At 69.2% G+C, this 17,631-nt stretch carries 13 protein-coding genes; 8 read left to right on the top strand and 5 right to left on the bottom strand.

Annotation, left to right across the window (positions count from 1 at the left end):
* Nucleotides 1–53: 53 nt before the first annotated feature.
* On the bottom strand, nt 54–920 hold the full coding sequence (locus G3A44_RS06735; RefSeq protein WP_163456752.1) for a hypothetical protein: 867 nt from the start codon (nt 918–920) through the stop codon (nt 54–56).
* Between the two features lie 208 nt (nt 921–1,128).
* Between G3A44_RS06735 and G3A44_RS06740 the strand changes: the two genes are divergently transcribed.
* On the top strand, nt 1,129–2,607 hold the full coding sequence (locus G3A44_RS06740) for a TAXI family TRAP transporter solute-binding subunit (RefSeq protein ID WP_163456753.1): 1,479 nt from the start codon (nt 1,129–1,131) through the stop codon (nt 2,605–2,607).
* 34 nt (nt 2,608–2,641) lie between these two features.
* Here the strand turns inward: G3A44_RS06740 and G3A44_RS06745 are convergent, their stop codons facing one another.
* The 4 genes from G3A44_RS06745 to G3A44_RS06760 all read right to left on the bottom strand — a co-directional run bounded on the left by G3A44_RS06745 (nt 2,642) and on the right by G3A44_RS06760 (nt 8,038).
* Nucleotides 2,642–4,528, bottom strand: a complete 1,887-nt coding sequence (locus G3A44_RS06745) for a potassium transporter Kup (protein WP_163456754.1) — start codon at nt 4,526–4,528, stop codon at nt 2,642–2,644.
* Between the two features lie 108 nt (nt 4,529–4,636).
* Nucleotides 4,637–5,932, bottom strand: coding sequence for a glutamate--cysteine ligase (gene gshA / locus G3A44_RS06750; protein WP_163456755.1), 1,296 nt, complete (start codon nt 5,930–5,932; stop codon nt 4,637–4,639).
* A gap of 206 nt (nt 5,933–6,138) precedes the next feature.
* On the bottom strand, nt 6,139–7,671 hold the full coding sequence (gene amt / locus G3A44_RS06755) for an ammonium transporter (protein WP_163456756.1): 1,533 nt from the start codon (nt 7,669–7,671) through the stop codon (nt 6,139–6,141).
* 28 nt (nt 7,672–7,699) lie between these two features.
* On the bottom strand, nt 7,700–8,038 hold the full coding sequence (locus tag G3A44_RS06760; RefSeq protein WP_163456757.1) for a P-II family nitrogen regulator: 339 nt from the start codon (nt 8,036–8,038) through the stop codon (nt 7,700–7,702).
* A 381-nt stretch (nt 8,039–8,419) separates the two neighbouring features.
* On the opposite strand from G3A44_RS06760, the gene G3A44_RS06765 reads away from it, so the two are divergent.
* The 7 genes from G3A44_RS06765 (at nt 8,420) to G3A44_RS06795 (ending at nt 17,629) form a co-directional block, all read left to right on the top strand.
* Nucleotides 8,420–9,946 carry a YifB family Mg chelatase-like AAA ATPase gene (locus tag G3A44_RS06765; RefSeq protein WP_163456758.1) on the top strand — a complete coding sequence of 509 codons (1,527 nt, stop codon included), beginning with the start codon at nt 8,420–8,422 and terminating at the stop codon, nt 9,944–9,946.
* A gap of 37 nt (nt 9,947–9,983) precedes the next feature.
* Nucleotides 9,984–11,090, top strand: a complete 1,107-nt coding sequence (locus tag G3A44_RS06770; protein ID WP_163456759.1) for a glycosyltransferase family protein — start codon at nt 9,984–9,986, stop codon at nt 11,088–11,090.
* The gene (locus tag G3A44_RS06775) at nt 11,087–11,998 is read left to right on the top strand and encodes a glycosyltransferase family 29 protein (RefSeq protein WP_163456760.1); all 912 of its coding nucleotides are present in this window, start codon (nt 11,087–11,089) and stop codon (nt 11,996–11,998) included. The genes G3A44_RS06770 and G3A44_RS06775 overlap by 4 nt, the downstream gene beginning before the upstream one ends.
* 226 nt (nt 11,999–12,224) lie before the next feature.
* Entirely contained in the window at nt 12,225–14,882 is a 2,658-nt protein-coding gene (locus G3A44_RS06780; protein ID WP_163456761.1) for a glycosyltransferase, read from the top strand.
* Nucleotides 14,883–15,037: 155 nt separating this feature from the next.
* Entirely contained in the window at nt 15,038–15,829 is a 792-nt protein-coding gene (locus tag G3A44_RS06785) for an ABC transporter permease (RefSeq protein ID WP_163456762.1), read from the top strand.
* A 4-nt stretch (nt 15,830–15,833) separates the two neighbouring features.
* Nucleotides 15,834–16,520: an ABC transporter ATP-binding protein gene (locus G3A44_RS06790; RefSeq protein WP_163456763.1), complete on the top strand. Its 687-nt coding sequence runs from the start codon at nt 15,834–15,836 to the stop codon at nt 16,518–16,520.
* Complete coding sequence (locus G3A44_RS06795) at nt 16,517–17,629, top strand: KpsE/RkpR family capsule polysaccharide export protein (RefSeq protein ID WP_163456764.1); 1,113 nt, start codon at nt 16,517–16,519, stop codon at nt 17,627–17,629. Before G3A44_RS06790 ends, G3A44_RS06795 begins: the two co-directional genes overlap by 4 nt.
* The last annotated feature ends 2 nt before the right edge of the window (nt 17,630–17,631 follow it).

Raw genomic sequence — 17,631 nt, forward strand, 5'->3', positions numbered from 1 at the left:
GCGGCAACGGGTCCGGGCGGCGGACCCGGACGGCAGGCTCACGGGGCCGCGGATCAGGCCGCCGCCCCCCGGGGCCGGCGGCCATGGCCCAGCCAGGTGGCCAGCCGGGCCCGCAGCGGGGGCCGGTGCGGCGGCACATAGGCCAGCTCGGCGGCCAGCAGGTGCCAGGGCACGCGCCGCGGATCGGGCTCGCGGTGCTCCACCTGCCACATCAGGCCGGGCCGCACCCAGCGGTGACGATGGGCTTCCTCCAGATCGGCTGGCGTGACGGCGCCCTCGTCCAGGGCCTCGAACAGCGCCTCGAACCACAGCGGCGCCAGCGGGTTGCGGCTGGAGATCCAGGGCTGCAGGTTCATGGCGGTGTAATGCAGCAGCCCGGTGACGGGCTCCCAGCGCTCCAGCGAGTTCCAGGTGTAGGGCAGGCAGGCCGCCTTGGAGGGCTCCAGGCTCAGCCGGGTCATCAGGCCCAGGTAGTCCTGGGCGGCCAGGGCCCGGGCCTGCTCCGGCGCCCAGCGCGCACGGGCACAGTCGATGAGCAGCACGCTGTACTGGGGCTTGCGGCCACTGTCGGGCGTGGCCGCCGCCGAGCACACCGCCACCGCCGGATCGCGCCAGCGCAGCAGGCTGCGGATGTCGTCGAAGACCAGCATGTCGGAATCCAGGTACACCGCCGTGCCCTGGTAGTCGTTGAGCAGCGGGATGCAGAAGCGCTGCAGCGAGAACAAGGTGTGCCAGCCCAGCGGCAGTCCCAGACGGCGGGTGCACTCGTCCAGGCGCTGGACCTGCACACGCATCGGCCCGGGGGCCTGGGCATGCCGCAGGATGCTGTGGGTCAGCACCTTGGCCGCCACGGCCTGCGGCGCTTCACAGCCGATGTACACATTCAAGACAGAATCGGGGGCGGAAAGGGGGTCGTTCAAGCGCGGCTCCTGCTGCTGGCGGGCGGGTGAACCCGCCGCTGTCCCCGGGGGCTGACCGCGGTGGCACGGCGGACGCCAGCCTCTGGGGCCGGGCCGCCGATTGTGGGCCGGCCACCGCCAGTCCCCACCACCCGCCCGGGCCCCTGTCCAAGGGAGCCTGATCTGGATCAGTCCGCGCCCCGGGGCGCCCCCAACCGAGTTCCTGCCCATGAATCGATTGCGCCTCTGGCTTGGTGCCGCCCGCGAATGGGCGCCGGCCATGCTCATCCTGGTGGTGGCCGCCCTGGTGGCGGTGTATGTGGCCTACCGCCTGCTCGACCCCACGCCGCCGCGCCGCCTGGTGATGGCCACCGCCGGTGAACAGAGCGCCTATCACGTGCTGGGCCTGCGCTACCGGGACGCGCTGCGGCCCTACGGCATCACCGTGGAGCTGCGCAACACCGCCGGCTCGGCCGAGAACCTGCGCCTGCTGACCGAGGAGGACGGCCCGGTGGATGTGGCCTTCGTGCAGGGGGGCACCTGGCAGGCGCCGGTCAGCGACGAGGAGGAGCTGCCGGAGCTGGTGGCCCTGGGCGGCCTGTTCCATGAGCCGGTCTGGGTCTTCTACCGGGAGGACAGTGCGGTGCGCCTGCTGGGCGGCTGCGACAACCGCGACACGGAGGCCGAGCGCCTGCGCGCCCTGCGCTGGGGCGCCCGCCCAGCCCGCCTGAAACTGGCCAAGAGCGCCGCCAGCGAGCCCGGCAAGGTGGTGGCCGAGGTCTGCGGCGAGCTGCCCGGCCTGCATGCGCTGCGCGGCTGGAAGGTCAACGCCGGCGCCGACGGCAGCGGCGTGCAGCTGCTCTCACGCCGGCTGCTGGAGGCCGCGGGCCTGGACCACCGCGACCTGACGCTGAGCCACCAGGCCAACACGCCCGCCGTGGTGGAGCTGCTGGAGGGCCGGCTCGACGCCATGGTGTTCATCTCCGCGCCGGAGGCCTCGCTGATCCAGATGCTGCTGCAGACCCCGGGCATCAAGCTCATGAGCTTCGAGCAATCGCAGGCCTATGCCCGCAAGCTGCCCTTCCTGAGTGCGGTGACGCTGCCGCGCGGCGTGGTCGATCTGGGCCGCGACCTGCCCTCGCGGGACATCCAGCTGGTGGCGCCCACCGCCTCGCTGGTGGCGCGCGAAAGCCTGCACCCGGCCCTGGTGCAGCTGCTGATGCAGGCGGCCGGCCGGGTGCACGGCACCCCTGGCTGGTTCGCCCGAGCGGGCGAGTTTCCGCATGCCGAAGGCGCCGACTTTCCGCTGGCCGACGAGGCCACGCGCTACTACAAGAGCGGCAAGCCCCTGCTGCAGCGCTACATGCCCTTCTGGATGGCCAACCTGATCGACCGCATGTGGGTGGCGCTGCTGTCCATCATGGTGGTGCTGATCCCGCTCTCCCGCCTGCTGCCGCCGCTCTACGTGTTCCGCATGCGCTCGCGGGTGTTCCGCTGGTATGCCCGGCTGCGCGAGATCGAGACCGCCGGCCAAGGTGTCGCGGCCGACCACGCCGCCCTGCTGGCGGAACTGGCTGAGCTGGAACAGCGGGTGGGCCAGGTGAAGGTGCCGCTGTCCTACGCCGAGGAGCTCTACGCCCTGCGCCAGCACATCGACATGGTGCGGGCCCGGCTGCAAGAAGGCGGCAGCGCCTCACCGGCGGCCTGAAACCCCCCCGGGCCGCAGGGCCCGGGGGGCGCGCTCAGATCTCGACCTTGGCGCCCAGCTCCACGATGCGGTTGGAGGGCAGGTTCAGGAAGTCGGCCATGTCCGTGGCGTTGCGGTGCATGCTGGCAAAGAGCTTTTCCCGCCACAGCGCCATGCCCTGCCCCAGTGTGGGGGTGATGGTCTCCCGGGACAGGAAGTAGCTGGTGTCCATGTCATCCAGCGGCACCCCGTGCTCCTGGAGCATGCGCAGGGCCTCGGGCACGTCGGGCTCGTCCTTGAAGCCGAAGTGCAGGCTCACCTGCCAGCAGTCGTGCCCCAGCGCGGCAACGGCCAGGCGCTGGGCGGCGGGCACCCGGGGCACCTCATGGTGGCGCACGGTGACAAACAGGTTGTGCTCGTGCAGCACCTTGTTGTGCTTGAGGTTGTGCATCAGCGCATTGGGCGTGAGGCCCTGGTCGGCCACCAGGAAGACGGCGGTGCCGGGCACGCGCACGGGTGGGCTGATGAAGACGGCCTCCAGAAAGCCCTCCAGATCGATGGCCTCGTCACGCAGCTTGGCGTGCATCAGGGCCCGACCCTGCTGCCAGGTCAGCATCAGCAGGAACATGCCGGCACCGATCACCAACGGGAACCAGCCACCGGCCACCAGCTTGAGCAGGTTGGAGAGGAAGAACAGGATGTCGACCACGAAGAAGAAGCCGGTGGCCGCCACGCACAGCGCCAGCGGGTACTTCCAGCCGTAGCGGATCACGAAGAAGGTCATCACCGTGGTGATGGTCATGTCCAGCGTCACCGCAATGCCGTAGGCCGAGGCCAGGCTGGAGGAGCTCTTGAACAGCGCCACGGCCAGCACAATGAAGACATACAGGCCCCAGTTGACGAAGGGCACGTAGATCTGGCCGGTGTCACGCTCGGAGGTGTGCTTGATCGTCATGCGGGGCAGGATGCCCAGCTGGATGGCCTGCTTGGTGACCGAAAAAGCCGCCGAGATGAGCGCCTGTGAGGCGATGACCGTGGCCGCGGTGGCCAGCCCGACCAGCGGCAGCTGCGCCCACTCCGGCGCCATCATGAAAAAGGGGTTTTCCACCGCGCTGACGTCGCCCAGCAGCAGCGCCCCCTGCCCGAAGTAGTTGACCACCAGCGCGGGCATGACCAGGCCGTACCAGGCGATGCGGATGGGCCGCTTGCCGAAGTGGCCCATGTCGGCATAGAGCGCTTCGCCGCCGGTCACGCACAGCACCACCGCCCCCAGGGCGATGAAGGCCACCAGCGGCTGCTGCTGCACGAACTGCATGGCATACCAGGGGTTGATGGCCACCAGCACCGCCGGGTTGCGCATCACATGCGGCAGGCCCAGGGCGATGAGGGTGAAGAACCAGATCAGGGTGATCGGGCCGAACCACTTGCCGATGCCGCCGGTGCCGAAGCGCTGCACGGCGAACAGGCCGGTGAGCACCACCAGGGTGATGGGGATGACAAAGGCATGCAGTCCGGGTTCGGCCACCTCCAGCCCCTCCACCGCCGACAGCACCGAAACCGCCGGGGTGATGACCCCGTCGCCATAAAAAATGGCGGTGCCGAACAGGCCCACCACCATCAGGACGTTGCGCAAGGCCGGCCGGTCCTTCACCGCGGTGGTGGCCAGCGCCAGCATGGCGATCAGGCCCCCCTCGCCGTTGTTGTCTGCGCGCAGGATGAGCAGGACGTACTTGACCGAGACGATGAGCGTCATCGTCCAGAAGATCAGGCTCAGCACCCCCAGGATGTTCTCGGGCGTGGCCGGCACATGACCCGCATGGAACACCTCCTTGAGCGCATACAGCGGGCTGGTGCCGATGTCGCCATACACCACGCCCAGGGCGGCCAGGGTCAGGGCCGGCAGGGCACTGCGGGTGCCGGCGTCAGCAGATGGGGCGCTCAAGGGTAGGGGTCCGCGACAAGGAAAGGAGCGCGATTGTCGCCCCGCCCACGCCCGGCCGCCAGCAGCCGCGGATCGGCCGTGGCGGCATCGCCACCCGGCGCGGCCCGCTCAGTCGAAGGTTTCGGCGTCGGGGTCGGTGGCCTCCAGCTCGTAGGCCGCGGCCAGCATGGCCAGGCGGCCGATCACGCCGTACATGTAGAAGCGGTTGGGGGCGCTGGCGCCCGGACGCTCGCCAGGCCGGGGCAGTTGCGGGCTGTCGGCAAAGGCCAGCGGCACGAAGCTGGAGCCCGGGGCGTTGAGGTTCTCATCCACTCCGCGGGCAGCATGCACGCGGTAGAAGCCGCCCACCACATAGCGGTCGATCATGTAGACCACCGGCTCGGCCACCGCGTCGTTCATGCGCTCGTAGGTGGGCACGCCCTCCTGGATGATGACCTGGGTCACGGGCTGACCGTCCTTGACGGTGGCCATCTTGTTCTTGGTGCGGCGGTTGACCTCGTCAAGCTCCTTGGCGTCGCGCACGGTCATGATGCCCATGCCATAGGTGCCGTTGTCGGCCTTGACGACGACAAAGGGCTTCTCGTTGATGCCGTATTCCTTGTGCTTGCGGCGGATCTTGGACAACAGGGCGTCGACCTGGGTCTGCACACAGTCCATGCCGCTGCCGTCGTTCCAGTCCACCTCGCCGCATTGGGTGAAGAGCGGATTGATCAGCCACGGGTCCATGCCCAGCAGCTTGGCGAATTTCTTGGCCACCTCTTCATAGGCCTCGAAGTGCCGGGTCTTGCGCCGTACCGCCCAGCCGGCGTGCAGCGGCGGCAGCAGGTACTGCTCGTGCAGGCCCTTGAGCACCTCGGGCACGCCCGCGGAGAGGTCGTTGTTGAGCAGGATGGTGCAGGGGTCGAAGTTCTTGAGGCCCAGGCGACGGGGCGTGCGCAGCAGCGGCTCCAGGGTGAGGTGGCCGCCGTCGGGCAGCGGCAGGTCCGTCGGGGCGGTCAGTCCCTCGTCGAGCGAGCCCAGCCGCACGTTCAGCCCCGCCAGGGTGAAGATCTGCATCAGCCGCTGCACGTTCTGCAGATAGAAGCCGTTGCGGGTGTGCTTCTCGGGGATGAGCAGCAGGTTCTTGGCCTCGGGGCAAATCTTTTCGATGGCCGCCATGGCGGCCTGCACCGCCAGCGGCAGCATCTGCGGGGTGAGGTTGTTGAAGCCCCCGGGGTAGAGGTTGGTGTCCACCGGCGCGAGCTTGTAGCCGGCGTTGCGGATGTCCACCGAGGTGTAGAACGGCGGCGTGTGCTCCATCCACTCCAGGCGGAACCACCGCTCGATGGCCGGCATGGACTCCAGCACCCGCTGCTCAAGCTCGTTGATGGGGCCCGTCAGGGCGGTGACAAGGTGGGGAACCATGGGCGCACTCCAGCACGAAGGCCCCTGTCCGCAACGGCCCGGGGTCCAGGGAATTCTGGCATGTGGGGCCGTCCGGCAGGACTGCAAGGGCCGCCCGCCCTGCGCCCGCGACCATGAAAAAAGGGGACCACCTCACGGCGGCCCCCAAACTCGCTCCGAAACTTGTCGGGCTGGCGGCGCGGGGGCCGCCAGCGTCATGGCTCACATCACTTGTTGTAGGCGGTTTCGCCGTGCGAGGTGATGTCCAGACCTTCGCGCTCCTCGTCTTCCGGCACGCGCAGGCCGATGACCAGGTCCACGATCTTGAAGGCGACCACCGAGACCAGGCCGGACCACACCACAGTGATCAGCACAGCCTTGAGCTGGGTCCACACCTGGGTGGCGATGCTGTAGGCGTCCGGGGCGATCATGCCCACGGTGACCCAGTCGCCGACGGCGCTGGGGCCGCCCAGGTTGGGCGAGTTGAAGACACCGGTCAGGACCGCACCCAGGATGCCGCAGACACCGTGCACGCCGAAGACGTCCAGGGAGTCGTCAGCGCCCAGCAGACGCTTCAGGCCGTTCACGCCCCACAGACCGGCAAAGCCCGCCAGCAGGCCGATGATCAGCGCGCCGCCCACGCCGACGTTGCCGGCGGCGGGGGTGATGGCGACCAGACCCGCCACGGCGCCGGAAGCGGCACCCAGCATGGAGGCCTTGCCCTTGTGCAGCGCCTCACCAGCGGACCAGGACAGCACGGCAGCGGCGGTAGCCACCAGGGTGTTGACGAAGGCCAGGGCGGCAAAGCCGTTGGCTTCCAGGGCGGAGCCGGCGTTGAAGCCGAACCAACCCACCCACAGCAGCGAGGCACCGACCATGGTCAGGGTCAGGCTGTGCGGCGCCATGGCTTCCTTGCCGTAGCCCACGCGCTTGCCGATCATGTAGGCGCCCACCAAGCCCGCCACAGCGGCGTTGATGTGCACCACGGTACCGCCGGCGAAGTCCAGCGCACCCATTTGCCAAATGAAGCCGGCCTTGCCGTTCATGGCGTCCACGACCTCAGCGCCGGTGTAGGCGTCAGGGCCCATCCAGAACCAGACCATGTGGGCGATCGGGGCGTAGCTGAAGGTGAACCACAGCACCATGAACAGCAGCACGGCGGAGAACTTGGCCCGCTCAGCAAAGGCGCCAACGATCAGGGCACCCGTGATACCGGCGAAGGTGGCCTGGAAGGCGACGAACACGATCTCCGGGATCACCACACCCTTGCTGAAGGTGGCGGCGTTGGCGAAGGTGCCGGCGACGTTGTCCCAGGTGCCCTTGAGGAACAGCCGGTCAAAGCCACCGATGAAGGCGTTGCCCTCGGTGAAGGCCAGGCTGTAGCCGTACACGGCCCACAGCACGACGATCAGCGAGAAGGTCACCATCACCTGCATCAGCACGGACAGCATGTTCTTGCTGCGCACCAGACCGCCGTAGAACAGGGCCAGGCCCGGCACGGTCATCAGGATCACCAGCAGGGTGGACACCATCATCCAGGAGGTGTCGCCCTTGTTGGGGGTGGGGGCCGGGGCGGCGGCGGCCTCGGCCGCAGAAGCGGGCTCGGCAGCCGGTGCGGCCGCGGCGGCAGGCGCGGCGGCCTCAGCAGGGGCAGACGCCGTCACCGCCACGGGGGCAGAAGCGGCGTCCTGCGCGAAGGACAACCCCGAGAGCCCCAGGGCGGCGAAGCCCAGGGCCAGGGAAGCAATGAACTTTTTCATGATGGGCAGAACTTGTGGGTGGGGTACGTCAGAGGGCGTCCTTGCCGGTCTCGCCGGTGCGGATGCGGACCACTTGCTCCAGTGGCGACACGAAGATCTTGCCGTCGCCGATCTTGCCGGTGCGCGCGGAGGATTCGATGGCCTCGATGACCCGGTCCACCAGGGCGTCGTCCACCGCCGCCTCGATCTTCACCTTGGGCAGAAAGTCCACGACGTACTCGGCACCGCGGTACAGCTCGGTGTGGCCCTTCTGGCGGCCAAAGCCCTTCACTTCGGTCACCGTGATGCCTTGAACGCCGATGGCGCTCAGGGCTTCACGCACTTCATCAAGCTTGAAGGGCTTGACGATGGCGGTCACCATCTTCATGGTCAGGTTCTCCAGTCTGTCGGTCCACCCGGCTCGGCCGGACTTCCCGTGGGTGGGGTGAAATAAAAGCGGCGGCGGACACTGCCTGAGTCCTGGGTTTGCAGCTTCCGTGCCAGACGGCGTGTGCCCCGGCAGACCGGTTTTCCGCCCTGCGCGCCCCGGTGGCGGCCGCTCCGCCGCCCGCATCGCCGCCCCATGCCCAGGCAATGCACGATCGTGGTGCACGATTGCGAGCACGAACCACCCTGGTGCAGCCGCATCCCCCGCAGGCGGGATGGAGACGCCCGGATGCCCCACCAGAATTCATGACGTCCACTTCTTCACGTTCCGGCCGCACCGGGACGGCCCATTTGCGGGCGGCGCGGCCGGCGGAACCCCCCCATGGCCCTGGCCCGTGTCCACAGCCGCTCCCTCGAAGGCCTGCTCGCGCCGGCCGTCGAAGTCGAAGTCCACCTCTCCAACGGCCTGCCCAGCCTCACCCTGGTGGGCCTGGCCGACACCGAGGTCAAGGAAGCACGCGAGCGGGTGCGTGCCGCGCTGCAGGAGAGCGGATTGGGTTTCCCCCACAACCAACGGGTGACCGTCAACCTGGCCCCGGCCGACCTGCCCAAGGAGTCCGGGCGCTTTGACCTGCCCATCGCTGTGGGCATCCTGACCGCGCAGGGGCTGCTGCCCGAAGCGGCGGTGGACCAGTTCGAGTTCGCCGGTGAACTCTCGCTAGCCGGAGAACTGCGTCCAGTACGCGGCGCCCTGGCCCTGGCCCTGGCGGCACGTCGCGCGGGCGGCACACGTTGCCTGGTGCTGCCCCACGCCAGCGCCCGCGAGGCCGCCAAGGTGCCCGGCGTGCGGGTGCGGGGGGTGGGCCACCTGGGCGAACTGGTGCTCGCCCTGCAGGGTCCTGCCCCCGAGGCAGCGCTGCGCGTTCCGGAGCCCTTGCCCGAGCCCCCTCAGGCCGATGGCCCGGACCTGGCCGATGTGAAAGGCCAGGCCGGGGCCCGGCGGGCGCTGGAAGTGGCGGCCGCCGGCGGCCACAGCCTGCTGCTGTCGGGCGTCCCGGGCAGCGGCAAGTCCATGCTGGCCCAACGCCTGGCCGGCCTGCTCCCCCCCATGAGCCTGGACGAGGCCCTGTCCTCCGCCGCCCTCATGGGCCTGCTTCGGGAGCCCCCTGGCACCTGGCATTTCGGCCAGCGGCCGATGCGCAGCCCCCACCACAGCGCCAGCGCCGTGGCGCTGGTTGGCGGTGGCGGCACCCCTCGACCTGGCGAGATCTCCCTGGCCCATGGCGGCGTGCTCTTTCTGGACGAGCTGCCGGAATTCCCACGCAGCGCGCTGGAGGCACTGCGCGAGCCGCTGGAGACAGGCGAGATCACCATCTCGCGTGCCGCGCGCCAAGCGCGCTTTCCAGCCCGCTTCCAGCTGGTGGCGGCCATGAACCCCTGCCCCTGCGGCTGGCTGGGCGCCGCCGCTGGCAGCGGGCGCAGCTGCCGCTGCACGCCCGACCAGGTGGCGCGCTACCAGGCCCGGCTGTCCGGCCCCCTGCTCGACCGCATCGACCTCACCCTGCAGGTGCCGGCCATGCCGCCGGCCGAGCTGTTGGCCGGCGCGGCCGGCGAATCCAGCCAGCAGGTGCGGGAGCGGGTGGTGCAGGCGCGGGCACGGCAACTGGCCCGGCAGGGGCTGATCAACCACGCCCTGCCCCCGCCGGGTCTGGACGAACACTGCCGCCTGGCGCCCCGCGCCCAGGCCTTCCTGAACACCACCGCCACGCGCCTGGGCTGGTCCGGACGGGCGCTGCACCGGGTGCTGCGCGTGGCCCGCACCTGCGCCGACCTGGCCGCCAGCCCCGACATCGACGTGCCCCATCTGGCCGAAGCCATCCAGTACCGCCGCAGCCTGCCGGGCGCCTGAGGCGCCGCCGACCCGCACCGTAAACTGACCGGTGTCCATGTCCGCCACCGGCCCGACCCCACTCTTCACCGTCGCCTTCCTCGCGTGCAACCGCAACGCGGACCGGTACTGGCAGGACGCCTCCTACCTCTACCGCTGCGGCAACCTGGGCCTGGCCCTGCGGGCCCGGGGCGTGCGGGTGCTGCACGGCCACTACAGCCGCTGGCCGGCGCACCGGCGGGCCGACGTGGTGGTGCTACACCGTCCGCGCTGGACCCTTTCCCTGGCCTGGCACTGGCGGCGGCTGCAACGCAGCGCCGGCCGCCTGCTGGCCGATGTGGATGACCTGATCTTTCTGCCCGACGCGGCGGAAGACAGCCCCGCCGTGCGCAACGGCCTGGCCACGACTGCGGACATGCGCCGCCAGTACCAGGCCCATGCGCAAGCGCTGACACGGGTGGCGGGGCTCAGCGTGTCCACCGAGCCCCTGCTGGAAGAGGCCACCCGGCTACACGGGCAGGCCTCGCTGCCTGCGGCCACCCCAGCGCCCGCCTGGCTGCACCTGCTGCCCAACGCCGCCTATGCCGGCTGGCGGTGCGCCGCGGCCCCCCCCGCGACCCAGGCCCCAGACCGCCACGCGCCCCCGCGCCTGCTGCGTTACCTGGCGGGCACCCGCAGCCACGACCGTGACCTGGCGCTGGTCGAAGGCCCGCTGCGCGCGCTGCTGGACCGACACCCCCAGCTGCGCCTGGACATCGTCGGCCAGGTGGACAGCACGGCCCTGTCCGGCCATCCACGGGTCCAGCTGCATCCGCGCGTACCCTTTTCGCGCTACCAGCCCTGGGTGCAGCAGGCCGACCTGCTGCTGGCCCCGCTGGAGAACACCCGTTTCAACCGCTGCAAGTCCGCCCTCAAGTGGATTGAGGGCGGTTGCTGGGGCCGCCCAGTGCTCGGCTCTCCCCTGCCCGACGCCCTACGCCTGGACCCCGAGGCCCCCACCGCGCCAGCGGACCCGGAGGCCTGGCAGGCGCTGCTGGAGCGGGCGGTGAGCGAGCCGGGCTGGTCACTGGACGCCGGCGAGCGCCTGCGGGCCAGCGTGCAGGCCCGGGCTCAGGTCCAGGCCCTGGTCGACCCCTGGCTGCGCTGGGCGGGGCTGGACGCATGAGCGCGGTACCGCGGCCCTTTGTGCTGGCCAGCCGCTGGCACGTTCTCTGGCTGTGGCCGGTGCGGCTGTGGGCCGCCTGGCGCCGCCGCCAGGGACACTACGACCGCGCCACCCTGGCGCTGTGGTGGTGGATGGCCCGCTGGCGCAACACCCCGGCGGCCTGCCAGGAATGGCTGCTGTTCCGCCGCGACCTGGGCTTGCCCTGGCCACGGCGTGCACGGTACTGCCTGCCCGACGGGCAGCGGGGTCCGGTGCGGCAGCGGCATGCTGCCCTCGATGCCGACGGCGCCCTGCAAGCCCGCCAAGCCCGGGAACGCGACGCCCTGCAGCGGGCCGTGCGCGCCGCCTGCAGTCAGACCGGTGTGTGTGTGGTGGGCAATGGTGCGGGGCTGCTGGGTCAGGGTCGCGGCGCCCAGATCGATGCCCACGCCCTGGTGGTGCGCTTCAACCACTGGCCCCGGGACGCCGTGGCCGACCTGGGCCAGCGGGTCGACCTCTGGGTCTGCGCCCCCGCGGTGGCCATCGCCCCCCGGGGTCCAGGGTTCGAACCGCCGGCCGCGCACTGGACCGTGGTGAGTGGGCCAGGCTGGTGGAGTGCGGCATCGGCCGGCCACCTGGCGGTGCCGCTGGCGGTATGGCGCACGCTGGTCAAGACACTGAACGCCCCGCCCAGCGCGGGGGTGCTGACCCTGGCCTGGCTGCGGGAGCTCAACGGCGGCTGGACAGGCCTGCAGGTGACCGGCATCGGCCGCGGGCCGGCCTCCGCCGGCCGCTGGCACCTGGCCCGCGCGGGGCGCCGGCAAGGCGGTCGCCACGACTGGGGGGCTGAGGCCGCCCTGCTCAGCCGCTGGCGCCGGGAAGGCCTGACCGAACTGCCCCCCTCCGGACACGGCGCGTGGTCCGCATGAGAGAGGTTCCCCTGTCGTCCCGGCGAACCATGGCGTCCCCCGCAGCTTGGGATGCCCTGCGCCGGGCAAGGTCAGCTACAGTGCCCCACGTCCGGCGGCGCGCCATGGTGGCCGCCCCGGCGCCGGCATCCACTGCGCCGGCCGACAGGACGGTCTGGTTGGATGACGTGGGTTCGGACAAGGGTGCAGTGTTGCAAGGCGTTGTAATGAGCATGGTTCAGGGGGCGTGGACGTGATCGCCGTGCCCCGTCGGTATCTCGATGCGCAGGTCATGCTGATGTCGCTGCGTCTGATCCACGGCCTCACCCGCTGGACCGGAAAGCCCGAATGGCTGTTGCGCTTCGAGGTCGAGCTGACCCGCTCGGTGGGCCTGTTCGACCGCGACCATTACCTCGGCCAGCTGGACCCCGGCTCAGTGGGCCAACGTTCAGCCCTGCGCCACTATGTCGAGATTGGCGATGCCCTGGGCCTGTCGCCCAGTCCCCTGTTCGACGTGCACCACTACGACCAGCATGGCGGCCCGCGCCACGGCCTGAACCGCCTGCTGCACTACGGACTCATCTCGCGTTTCCAGGGCCGCCTGCCCACGCCCTGGTTCGATGCCGAGTACTACCTGCGCACCAACCCGGACGTGGCCCAGTCCGGCACCGACCCGCTGGAACACTTCCAGAAGTGGGGCTGGCGCGACGGCCGCAGCCCGCTGCCAGGCCTGGATATCCGTCGCCTGATCCAGCAACGCCCGGAACTGCGTGTGCTTCGGGGGCCAGCGCTGGGACTGCTGGCCGCGGACTGGCTGCAGCACCAGGCGGGCCTGGCCCAGCAAGCGCAGGAAACCCGCCCCCAGCTAGATGCCACTGGCCGGAGCCTGAAGCAGGACGTGCAGGACCCCGCCACCTGGAGCCGGCTCGAGCCGCGCCGCTGGGACAAGCCGCCCGCCGTGACGGTGCTGGTGCCGGTGTACGCCGGCCACAAGGAAACCCTGCGCTGCCTGTGGTCGGTGCTGACCGCTCCGGTGCGCACGCCGTTTCGCCGGCTGGTGATCAACGATGCTGGCCCGGTGCCCGAGCTCAATGCCATGCTGCGCAGCCTGGCGGCCCGGGGCCTGTTCACGCTGGAGCAGAACAAGGCTAACCAGGGTTTCGTGCGGACCGTGAACCGGGGTCTGGCCCTGAGCGGGCAGGACGAGGTGGTGATCCTCAACAGCGACACCGAGGTCTACAACGACTGGCTCGACCGCCTGCTCTGGCACGCCGAGCAGTTCCCCCGCCTGGGCACGATCACGCCGTTGTCCAACAACGCCACCATCTGCTCCTACCCGGAATGGCTGGGCGACAACCGCCTGCCGCTGGAGCTGGACCACGCCGAGCTTGACCGCCTGGCGGCGGTGGCCAATGCCCGCAGCCATGTGGAGGCGCCCACCGGCGTGGGCTTCTGCATGTACATCCGCCGGCAGGCGCTGCTGGAGACCGGCACACTGGACGAGCGGCGCTTTGGCCGCGGCTACGGCGAGGAGAACGACCTGTGCCAGCGCATGCTGCGCAAGGGCTGGCGCAATGGCCTGGCCTGCGATGTGTACGTGCGCCACGTCGGCTCGGTCAGCTTCAAGGCCGAAGCCCAGCAGCGCACGGAAAAGGCGCTCAAGACCCTCTCGCGCCTGCACCCGCAGTACCTGGGTGATGTGCAGCGCTTCATCGTCGAGGACCCGGTCAAGCTCCACCGCGCCCGCCTGGACCTGGCGCGTCTGCAGCGCAAATGCACCGAACGCAATGTGCTGCTGGTCTGCCACAACCGCGGCGGCGGCACCGAGCGGCACCTGGTGGAGCAGGCCGAGAGCCTGGACCAAGAAGGCTGCGGCGTGTTTGAGATGCGGCCGTCCTCCCAGACGGGCTGCGTGGCCATCACCCACGCCGGATTGTTCGGCTTGCCCAACCTGGCGGCCATCCCGCTCTTTCCGGGCCAGTTGCTCAAGGAAGTGCTGCAGACCCTGGCGATTTCCGAACTGCACATCCACCACCTGATCGACTTTCCACCCTCGGCGGGCCCGCAGCTGGCCGAGGTCTGTGCAGACCTGGGCATCGCCTTGCGGCTGGCCATCCATGATTACTACACGGTCTGCCCGAGGGTGAACCTGGTGGACGCCAGCGGCCGCTACTGCGGCGAACCGACAGCCTCGGGTTGTAACCAGTGCCTGGCCGCCGACCGTCTGGGCGAAACCGTGGGCAGCATCGAGTCCTGGCGGGAGGCCTCGGCACAGTTGCTGGCTGCGGCCCAGCGCGTGGTGGTGCCCTCGGGCGATGTGGCGCGGCGCCTGCGCACCCTGCTGCCGGCGCTGGCCGTCGAGGTGGAACCGCACGACCAGATCACGCCGGCTCACGTGCTGCAGATGCCCCCGCCTCAGGAGGGCATGCCGCTGCGCCTGCTGGTGATCGGGGCGATCAACCGCATCAAGGGCTTTGAGGTGGTGGCCGGCCTGGCCCGGGAAATCCGGCAGCAGGCAGCCCCCATCAGCCTGGGACTGCTGGGCTTTTCCTCCGACGATGCCGTGCTGGCCGGGCTGGGCGTGACCCTGCACGGTCGCTACTTCGACCATGAACTGCCCCAGCGCATCACCGAGTTGGACCCGCACCTGATCCTGGTGCCCTCCATCTGGCCGGAAACCTACTGCTACGTGCTCTCCGGCGCCCTGTCGTGCAACCGGAGGGTGATGGTGTTCGACCTGGGCGCCCAGGCCGAGCGGGTCCGGAAACACCATCCGCAGCATGTGGTCGTGCCACTGGCCTTGTCTGAGCATCCTGAGCATCTGCTGCAGCGCCTGACCTGGGAGCTCAAGCAGGTCGCGCCGCCCGCCGGGGTACGCAGACCGCAGCCCCAGGACACTCCATAAGCCCCTGCACGCCACAAGCTTGCCCATCAGGTCAACCCCTGATTGGCAGGCTCTTCCGTCCTTGCGGTGAATCCAGACCGTCAGACTCTTGCACTACAGTCTGGGCCGCGTTCCCGCCCCGTCCCTTCATCCTTTCGTCCAGGTTCACCCCCATCGTGCAACAGCGTTCCGCATGGCAGATCCAGCGCGCCGTCGTCTTCGCGCTCGTCATGAGAGAGCTCAAAACCCGCCTGGGGGGGCGCTGGATGGGCGTGGTCTGGCTGGTGGGCGAGCCGCTGGCCGCCATGACGGTGATGCTGTGGTTGCGCACCGACATCCGCGACCGCACCGAGCGGGCCGGCTACGACATGGTGATCTACACCATGGTGTCGCTGCTGCCCTTTCTGATGTTCCGCAACCTGTGGACCCAGATCAGCCGGGCGATCACCTCCAACTCGGCACTGTTCATCTACAAGCAGGTCAAGCCGCTGGACACCGCCTGGGCGCGGACCATCGTCGAGCTGATCATCAAATTCCTGGTCTACGGCATCGCCTTCATGGTGGCCAGCCGCCTGGACTACGGCCCGGTGTGGCCGCGGGACACGCTGGGCTACCTGACGGTGATTCTGCTGTTCACCATTCTGGGCTTCTCCATCGGCCTGATCAGCTGCGTGGTCGTCCATTTCGTGCCGCGGCTGTCGGTGCTGATCAGCCTGACCCAGATGCCGCTGTACCTGCTGTCGGGCGCCCTGTTCCGGGTGGACAACCTGCCGCCGACCGTGGTGCAGGTGCTGATGTGGAACCCGCTGCTGCACCTCACCGAGCTCTCGCGGCTGTTCTTCCTGTCGGGTTATCCCATCATGCGAGGCATTGAGTTTGCCTACCCGGTGAAGTTCACGGTCGTGCTGACCTTCCTGGCTGTCTGCACTTACTGGGTCAACCGCCAGGAACTGGCCGGCCGCAGCTGACGCCATGATCGAATTCGTCAACCTCACCAAGTACTACCCGACGCGCTTCGGCAGGTACTACGTCTTCCGGGATCTGAATTTCCGCTTTCCGGACGGCATCAACGTCGGGCTGATGGGCCTCAACGGCGCCGGCAAGAGCACGCTGATGCGGATCATGGCGGGGTTGTCTGCCCCTTCCCGGGGCCACTTCCGCTGCGACAAGACCATTTCCTGGCCTGTCGGCTCCGGCGCCGGGTTGCAAGGTTCCCTGACCCCGCGGGACAACGCCCGCTTCGTCTGCCGGCTGTTCGGGCTCACCCGCCGCGAGGTGGAAGAGCGGGTGGAATACGTTGAACGCTTCGCGGAGATCGGCAACTTCTTCGACATGCCGCTCAAGGCCTGCTCCTCAGGCATGCGGGGTCGGGTGGCCTTCGGCCTGAGCATGGCCTTCGACTTCGACTACTACCTGATCGACGAGGCCATGGCTGCGGGCGACGCCACCTTCCGCGCCCGTGCCAAGGCCACCTTTGAAAGCAAGATCGCACGGAGCAACGTGATCATGGTCTCCCACAACATCAAGGACATCCAGGAGATGTGCCACAACGTGGTGATCTTGCATGACGGACAGGCCACGCTCTACGAGAACGTCGCGGAAGGACTCGACATCTACATGACCATGCAGAAGAAGATCAAGCAGGCACGCAGCAAATGAAGAAGCTCGCCCAACTCCGGCGCCACTGGCCCTTGCTGGTATTCGTGATCCTGCCTTCGCTGCTGGCCGGGCTGTACTACAGCCTGGTGGCGCAGGACCGCTACGCCAGCCGTGCGGCCATCAGCGTGCGCGACATCTCCGGCATGTCTTCCAGCAGCTCGACCAGCAGCGGCCTGGGCAGCCTGATTGGCGGCTCGGCCAGCGCTGCCTTCGGCGACATGCTCTCGCTCAACGCCTACATCCACTCGTCGCAGATGCTGCAACGGCTGGAGGAGCGGCTGCAACTGCGCCAGCACTACGAGTCGCCTGCCGTGGACTTCGTCTACCGCTTGCCCAAGGACGCGCCGGCCGAGAAGTTCCTGGCGTATTTCGTCAGCCGTGTGGACGTGCACTTTGACGACCTGACCGGCGTGCTGGTCGTCGAGGCCCAGGCCTTCGACCGTGAGATGTCGCGCAAGCTCAACCAGGCGATCCTGGAAGAAAGCGAGCGCTTCCTCAACGACTACATGCACCGCATCGCCGACGAACGCCGGCGCTTTGCGGAATCGGAAGTCGAGTCCAGCAAGAAGCGGCTGCAGGCCGCCAAGAAGGAAGTGCTGGAATTCCAGGTCAAGCATCGCCTGCTGGACCCCGTGCTGCAGGCCAGCGCCAACAGCTCCCTGACCGCCAGCCTGCAGGCCACGCTGTCCGGACACGAAACCGCGTTGAACGCCGCCCTGGCCTACCTCAGCGAGGACTCTTACCAGGTGCGCAACCTGCGCAGCCAGATCGCCGCCACCAAGGCCCAGATCGCCGCGGAGTCCCTGCGTGCCACCGCCAGCACCGGCGGCGCGCAGCTGGCGGCGCTGCAGATCGAGTACCAGGCCCTGGTGAGCAAGGCCGCCTTCGCGGAGGAGGCGCTCAAGACCGCCCAGATCAGCTACGAGTCGGCGCGGATGGACACCATGCGCAAGCTCAAGACCCTGGTCGTCATGGAGCCGCCCACCTTGCCCGGCTTGGCCGCCTACCCCAAGCGCCTCTATGACTTCCTGTCATTTTTTGTTGGCTGCCTGATGCTGTTCACCATCGTCAAGTTGCTGATCGCCACCGTGCTCGAACACCAGGACTGACC

Source organism: Ideonella livida, assembly GCF_010499455.1.
Lineage (GTDB): Bacteria > Pseudomonadota > Gammaproteobacteria > Burkholderiales > Burkholderiaceae_C > Ideonella > Ideonella livida.

Bases quoted from the DNA above. Each gene is read 5' to 3' on its own strand.
- G3A44_RS06740 (WP_163456753.1), top strand. From the start codon at position 1,129: ATGAATCGATTGCGCCTCTGGCTTGGTGCCGCCCGCGAATGGGCGCCG.
- gshA (WP_163456755.1), bottom strand. From the start codon at position 5,932: ATGGTTCCCCACCTTGTCACCGCCCTGACGGGCCCCATCAACGAGCTT.
- amt (WP_163456756.1), bottom strand. From the start codon at position 7,671: ATGAAAAAGTTCATTGCTTCCCTGGCCCTGGGCTTCGCCGCCCTGGGG.
- G3A44_RS06760 (WP_163456757.1), bottom strand. From the start codon at position 8,038: ATGAAGATGGTGACCGCCATCGTCAAGCCCTTCAAGCTTGATGAAGTG.
- G3A44_RS06765 (WP_163456758.1), top strand. From the start codon at position 8,420: ATGGCCCTGGCCCGTGTCCACAGCCGCTCCCTCGAAGGCCTGCTCGCG.
- G3A44_RS06770 (WP_163456759.1), top strand. From the start codon at position 9,984: ATGTCCGCCACCGGCCCGACCCCACTCTTCACCGTCGCCTTCCTCGCG.
- G3A44_RS06775 (WP_163456760.1), top strand. From the start codon at position 11,087: ATGAGCGCGGTACCGCGGCCCTTTGTGCTGGCCAGCCGCTGGCACGTT.
- G3A44_RS06790 (WP_163456763.1), top strand. From the start codon at position 15,834: ATGATCGAATTCGTCAACCTCACCAAGTACTACCCGACGCGCTTCGGC.
- G3A44_RS06795 (WP_163456764.1), top strand. From the start codon at position 16,517: ATGAAGAAGCTCGCCCAACTCCGGCGCCACTGGCCCTTGCTGGTATTC.